The organism is Actinoalloteichus spitiensis RMV-1378 (genome assembly GCF_000239155.1).
GTDB lineage: Bacteria > Actinomycetota > Actinomycetes > Mycobacteriales > Pseudonocardiaceae > Actinoalloteichus_B > Actinoalloteichus_B spitiensis.
In genome coordinates, this window is sequence record NZ_AGVX02000248.1 from 1 (window position 1) to 5,710 (window position 5,710).

The following is a 5,710-nucleotide window of genomic DNA, read 5'->3' on the forward strand; positions in this document are numbered from 1 at the left end:
GTGGTGGTGCGAAGTGCTGGACCTGTGGCGGCTCAGCGGGTGATGACCCGGAGCGGGGGCGGAGCCGAACGCCTCGGTGACACCTCTCGACGGCGGAACCCGGCGGCGGCCTGCTGGCGGAGCGGCCGAGCCAGTTGTCCGGACCGGGTGTTGACACCCCGACCGGCCGGCAGGACGGTGGGACCACCACCGGGCCGGTCCACGGTGGACCCGGCGGTTTCGCGACCCACGGACGGGAGCGCCGATGTCCGCTGAGCTGATCTCCATCCTCGTGCTGGTCGCCGTGTTCGTCATCGCGACCACCCGGTCGCTGAACATGGGTGTGCTGTCCTTCGCGGCGGCGTTCGGGGTGGGGACCCTGCTGGCCGGCATGGACGAGGACGCGATCCTCGCCGGTTTCCCCGGGGACCTCTTCGTGGTGCTGGTCGGGGTCACGTTCCTGTTCGGTTTCGCCAGGGTCAACGGGACGACCGATTGGCTGGTGCACTCCGCGTTGCGCCTCGTGGGCGGCCGCGTCGTCCTCATCCCCTGGGTGATCTTCGGCGTGGCCGCGTTGATGACCGGTATCGGGGCGGTCAGTCCGGCGGCGGCCGCGATCCTGGCACCGGTCGCGTTGCGGGCGGCGAGGAACTACGGCATCGACCCCCTGCTGATGGGTGTCCTGCTCGTGCACGGCACCCAGGCCGGGTCGTTCTCGATGATCAGCGTCTACGGGACGACGGTGAACTCCGTCGTCGCCAGGGAGGGGTTGGCGGGCAACCCGACCGTGTCGTTCCTCGCGAGCCTGGCCGTCAACCTCGTGGTCGCCGCCATCGCTTTCGTCGTGCTGGGTGGCCTGCGGCTGCCCCGCACCGACGTGCGGGCCCCGGCCGAGCTGGAACCGGACCCGACATCCGCGCCGACGGCGGAGGCCCGCACGGCGAGGGGCGGGCACGGCGGGGCAGGGGACCCGGCACCGGTCGGCGAGGTGCCCGACACCGGGACCTCCCCCGGGGCGGGGGGTGCGGACGTCCGGCCCGGAGGCAGCTCCCGAGCCGACCGGGGCGGCGGCCCCCGGCTCACACCGGCGCGGGCCACCACGCTGGCCAGTCTGGTGGTGCTCGTCGTCGGCGCCCTCGTCCTCGACCTCGACGTGGGCCTGACGGCCATCACCCTCGGCGTGCTGCTCAGCGTGGTGTGGCGGGACACCGGGCGGGCCGCCGTCACCGAGATCACCTGGTCCACCGTGTTGTTGATCTGCGGGGTGCTGACCTACGTGAGCGTCCTGGAGACGATGGGCACCATCGACTACGCCGGGGAGGCGGTCGGGAGCATCGGAGCTCCCCTGCTGGCGGCCCTGCTGTTCTGCTACATCGGGGGGATCGTCTCCGCGTTCGCGTCCTCGGTGGGCATCATGGGCGCGCTCATCCCCCTCGCCGTGCCGTTCCTGCTGACCGGGGCCATCGGGCCGGTGGGGATGGTGACGGCGTTGGCCGTGTCGGCGACGGTGGTCGACGTCAGCCCCTTCTCCACCAACGGGGCGTTGGTCCTGGCGAACTCCGCCGGTTTCGACCGTGATCTCCTCTTCCGCCGGCTGCTGATCTACGCCAGCATCGTGGTGGCTGCGGCACCGGCGCTGATCTGGCTGGCGTTCGTGGTGCCCGGCTTCGGCTGAGCCATGACCGGCCAGCCGACCACGACGTCCCTCGTCGTCCGGACGTGGACCGCGAGCCAGGAGGTTCCCCGTGACCGAGCCGCTGTTTCCCGCCCTGTTGAACCCGCCCGCCCGCGAGGCCGTCCGGTTCGGGTCCGTCGCACTGGACTACTCGGGGTTGGCCGCCGCGGCCGGGGCGGTGGCCCGGCGGCTGCGTTCGGTGGAGACCACGCGGGGCCGGCGAGTGCACGTCGCGGTGTGGGCGACGCCCACCGCGCACACGGCGGTGGCCGTGGTGGGGGCGCTGGTGGCCGGGGTGCCCGCCGTGCCGATCAACCCGAGGAGCGGGGAACGGGAGGTGGCGCACATCGTCGAGGACAGCGCCCCGGCGCTCGTCCTCGCCGAACCCGGGGTGACCCTGCCCCGTGCGTTGACGCGGGTGCCCCGGGTGAGCGTCTCGCTGACCGGTGACGGTGGCGACCTGCCGGCGGAACCGCCCGCCGAGCACCCCGCGCTGATCGTCTACACCTCGGGGACGACGGGCGCCCCCAAGGGCGTGGTGCTGCCCCGCCGGGCGATCGCCAGCACGATCGACGCCCTGGGGCAGGCGTGGCGGTGGACCGCCGAGGACGTCCTGGTGCAGGCGTTGCCGCTGTTCCACGTGCACGGCCTGGTGCTGGGAATCCTCGGCCCGGTCAGGCTGGGCGGCGCGGTGCACCACCTGGGCCGGTTCGGCACCGACGCGCTCGTCGAGCGGCTGTCGGCCGGCGGCACCATGATGTTCGGCGTGCCGACCATGTACCACCGGATCGCCGAGGAGATCGCGGACCGGCCCGACCTGGCCGAGGCCTTGTCCTCGGCGCGGCTGCTGGTCTCGGGGTCGGCGGCGCTGCCGGTGCACGACCACGAGCGCATCGGCGCGGCCACCGGGCAGCGGGTGGTCGAGCGGTACGGGATGACCGAGACGTTGATGAACACCAGTGTCCGGGTGGACGGGCCGGCGCGGCCGGGCACGGTGGGCTTCCCGCTGGCCGGGGTGCGGGTGCGGCTGGTCGACGACGCCGGTGCGGAGTTGACCGAGGACGACGGGCAGACCATCGGGGAGATCCAGGTGACCGGGTCGAACCTGTTCACCGAGTACCTGAACCGTCCCGACGCCACCAGGGACGCCTTCGACGGCGAGTGGTTCCGCACCGGGGACATGGGGGTGCGGGATCCGGACGGTTCCCTGCGGATCGTCGGCCGGCGAGCCACGGACCTCATCAAGAGCGGCGGTTACAAGATCGGGGCGGGGGAGATCGAGAACGCCCTGCTCGACCACCCCGGGGTGGCGGAGGTGGCGGTGACGGGGGAGCCGGACCCGGACCTGGGGGAGCGGGTGGTCGCCTGGGTGGTGCCGGCCGCGTCCCGCCCCTCCGAGGCGGACCTGGCCGATCACGTGGCCACCCTGTTGGCCCCGCACAAGCGGCCCCGGGTGGTGCGCTACCTGGACGCGTTGCCCCGCAACGACCTGGGCAAGGTCATGAAGCGGGCGCTGGATGGGTGAGCGGGTGCCGGCCCGGGTCCTGCTGCGTGCCCTGGCGCCCGACTTCGTCGGGTCGGTTCCGGTGGACACCAGCCCGCTGGCGGGGGATGGGCCGATCGGGTGGCCGGGGTACGGCGGTGCCCACGCCCGCGCGGTCGAGCGGTCCGGGGAGAGCGAGTCGGTGGTCTGCGGCACCGGGACGGTAGCCGGGGTGCCCGTGACCCTGGTGGCCTTCGAGTTCGGTTTCCTCGGCGGGTCGATCGGCCACCGGACCGGGATGCGGGTGGGGGCGGCCCTCGCCCAGGCCCGGGAACGGGGCACGCCGGTGGTGTCGCTGGTCGCGACCGGCGGCAGCCGCACCCAGGAGGGGATGGCCGCGTTGTCCCAACTGCACCGCGTCGCCACCGAGATGGGCCGGACCAGGCTCGCCGGGGTGCCGCAGCTCGCGGTGGCGCTCGACCCCACCACGGGCGGAGGGTGGGCGACACTGGCCAGTGGCGCGGACGTCACCCTCGCCGCGCCGGGGGCGCAGATCGGCTTCGCCGGGTCCCGGGTCCGCCCGCCGGGCGACGAGGCCGCCTACACCGCCGAGGGGCAGTTCGCCGCCGGGCACGTCGACGCGGTCGTGCCGGCACCGGATCTCCCCGCCGTGGTGGCGCGTTGGGTGCGGTTGCTGACCGGGCCGGCGGTGGGCCCGGTTCCGCCGCCCGCCGCCCTGGGTGCGGCCGCGCCGCCCGGCACGGGGTGGGAGGCGGTGAGCGCGGCGCGGGCTCCCGGGCGGCCCCGGGCCGGCGCCTACCTCGACGCCTACTTCGACTGGCGGGAGGACATCCGGGGCGACCGGGTCGGGGGCGTGGACGACGGCGTTGCCTGCGGGTTCGGTTGGCGGGGCGGACGGTCGGTGGCCTACGCGGCGCAACTGGGGACGCCGACGACCCCGACCGGGTTCCGGACCGCCGCCCGACTGGTGCGGCTGGCCGACCGGCTCGGCATCCCGGTGCTGACGCTGGTGGACACGGTGGGGGCGGCCAACGACGGCGCCGCCGAACGGGCCGGGGCCGGGGGCGCGATCGGCGCGCTGTTCGCCGCGATCGCCGAGGCCAGGGTGCCGGTGACCACCCTGGTGGTGGGGGAGGGCGGTTCGGGTGGGGCGTTGGCGTTCGCCTCGTCGGAGAACACCTGGATGGCGCCGGACAGCTACTTCTCGGTGACCTCCCCGGAGGCGGCGGCCGCGATCCTGAAGCGGGACCCCTCCGAGGTTCCCGCGACCGCCGACCAGCTGTGGCTGCGCCCGCAGGACGTGGTGGGGCTGGGCCTGGCGCGGGGGATCGTGCGGCCGGCGGGCTGAGGAGGAGGCGTTCCACGTCCCCGCCCAGCCACCGGGCCCGGCCCGACCCACGGTCCCCGTCCCGCTGGGCGGGACCCGGCACCCGTGACGGCGTGGGCCGGGTGGCGCCGAGGGCGGACGAGGCGCGCGGCGGTGGGCCCCGTCGAGCGGCCGGTTCCGGCGGGCGCCTCCTCCCACACCGACAGGCCGCGCGTCCCCATCACCACCCACTGTGGACGGCGGGCCTGTCAGGCGGGGGTGGCGGTGCGCACCCCTTGCCCGAACGGGGCAGCGGGAGGTTAGGGTAGGCAAACCTGAACGCCGCCCCGGAGGTGTCCGTGACCCGCCCCCGCCGGTCGTCCCCGCTCGCCGCGCCCCTGGTCGGCGTGCTCGGCCGGCCGCGGGTCCGAAGGAGGAGCCGATGACCGCCCCGAACGCCGCCGTCGCAGCCCGGCCCGCGACCGCACGGCCCACGTCCACGGTCTGCCACGCCACGGTGACCGCCGCCCGCCTGGTCACCCCGAACATGATGCGGGTGACTCTCGGCGGCGCGGCCATCGCCACCGTCGGCAGCGGCGGGTACGACCAGCGGGTCAAGATCCTGCTACCCCTGGACGGCGAGGACCGCCCCGCGCTGCCCGCCGCCGACGACTGGTACCAGGCGTGGCGCGCCATGCCCGAGGCCCTCCAACCGCCCATGCGCACCTACACCATCCGGGCGCACCGCCCCGCACTCGCCGAGATCGACATCGACTTCGCGTTGCACGGCGACGCCGGCCCCGCCACCCGCTGGGCCAACCGGGTTCGGCCGGGCGATGTCCTCGGGTTGATCGCACCCGCCGCGCACCACCAGGGCGAGCCGATCGGGGTCGAGTACCGGCCGGGGGACGCCGACTGGCAACTGCTGGTGGGCGACGCCACGGCCCTCCCGGCGATCGGGGCGATCGTCGAGTCACTGCCCTCGGACGCCGTCGCCCACGTGCTGGTGTCGGTGCCCGCAGAGGACGACGCGCAACCACTGGCCGCCGGCCCCGGGGTGGAGGTCCGTTGGCTCCCCGAGGGGTCCGGTGTCGCTCCCGGGGAACGGCTGGTCGCCGAACTGGCGGGGCTCGAGCTGCCCGCCGGCGCGCCCTACGCCTGGGTGGCGGGGGAGGCCGGTCTCGTCGCCGCGTTGCGGCGACACCTGCTCGGCGAGCGCGGTTGGGATCGCCGTGCGCACTACTTC

General features: G+C 75.0%; 4 protein-coding genes. All 4 read left to right on the forward strand.

Annotated features, from left to right (window positions below; genetic code table 11):
* The first annotated feature begins 244 nt into the window (after positions 1-244).
* Positions 245-1,654: an SLC13 family permease gene (locus ACTIDRAF_RS0212220; protein WP_016699028.1), complete on the forward strand. Its 1,410-nt coding sequence runs from the start codon at positions 245-247 to the stop codon at positions 1,652-1,654.
* A 70-nt stretch (positions 1,655-1,724) separates the two neighbouring features.
* On the forward strand, positions 1,725-3,179 hold the full coding sequence (locus ACTIDRAF_RS0212225; RefSeq protein ID WP_016699029.1) for an acyl-CoA synthetase: 1,455 nt from the start codon (positions 1,725-1,727) through the stop codon (positions 3,177-3,179).
* Positions 3,172-4,506, forward strand: coding sequence for a carboxyl transferase domain-containing protein (locus ACTIDRAF_RS0212230; RefSeq protein ID WP_016699030.1), 1,335 nt, complete (start codon positions 3,172-3,174; stop codon positions 4,504-4,506). The genes ACTIDRAF_RS0212225 and ACTIDRAF_RS0212230 overlap by 8 nt, the downstream gene beginning before the upstream one ends.
* Before the next feature lie 400 nt (positions 4,507-4,906).
* Positions 4,907-5,710: siderophore-interacting protein (locus ACTIDRAF_RS28510; protein ID WP_016699031.1), on the forward strand; the 804-nt coding region annotated here is incomplete at its 3' end.

What these genes read in the sequence shown, in the direction of transcription:
- ACTIDRAF_RS0212230 (WP_016699030.1), top strand. Translation starts at nt 3,172, where the DNA reads ATGGGTGAGCGGGTGCCGGCCCGGGTCCTGCTGCGTGCCCTGGCGCCC.
- ACTIDRAF_RS0212220 (WP_016699028.1), top strand. Translation starts at nt 245, where the DNA reads ATGTCCGCTGAGCTGATCTCCATCCTCGTGCTGGTCGCCGTGTTCGTC.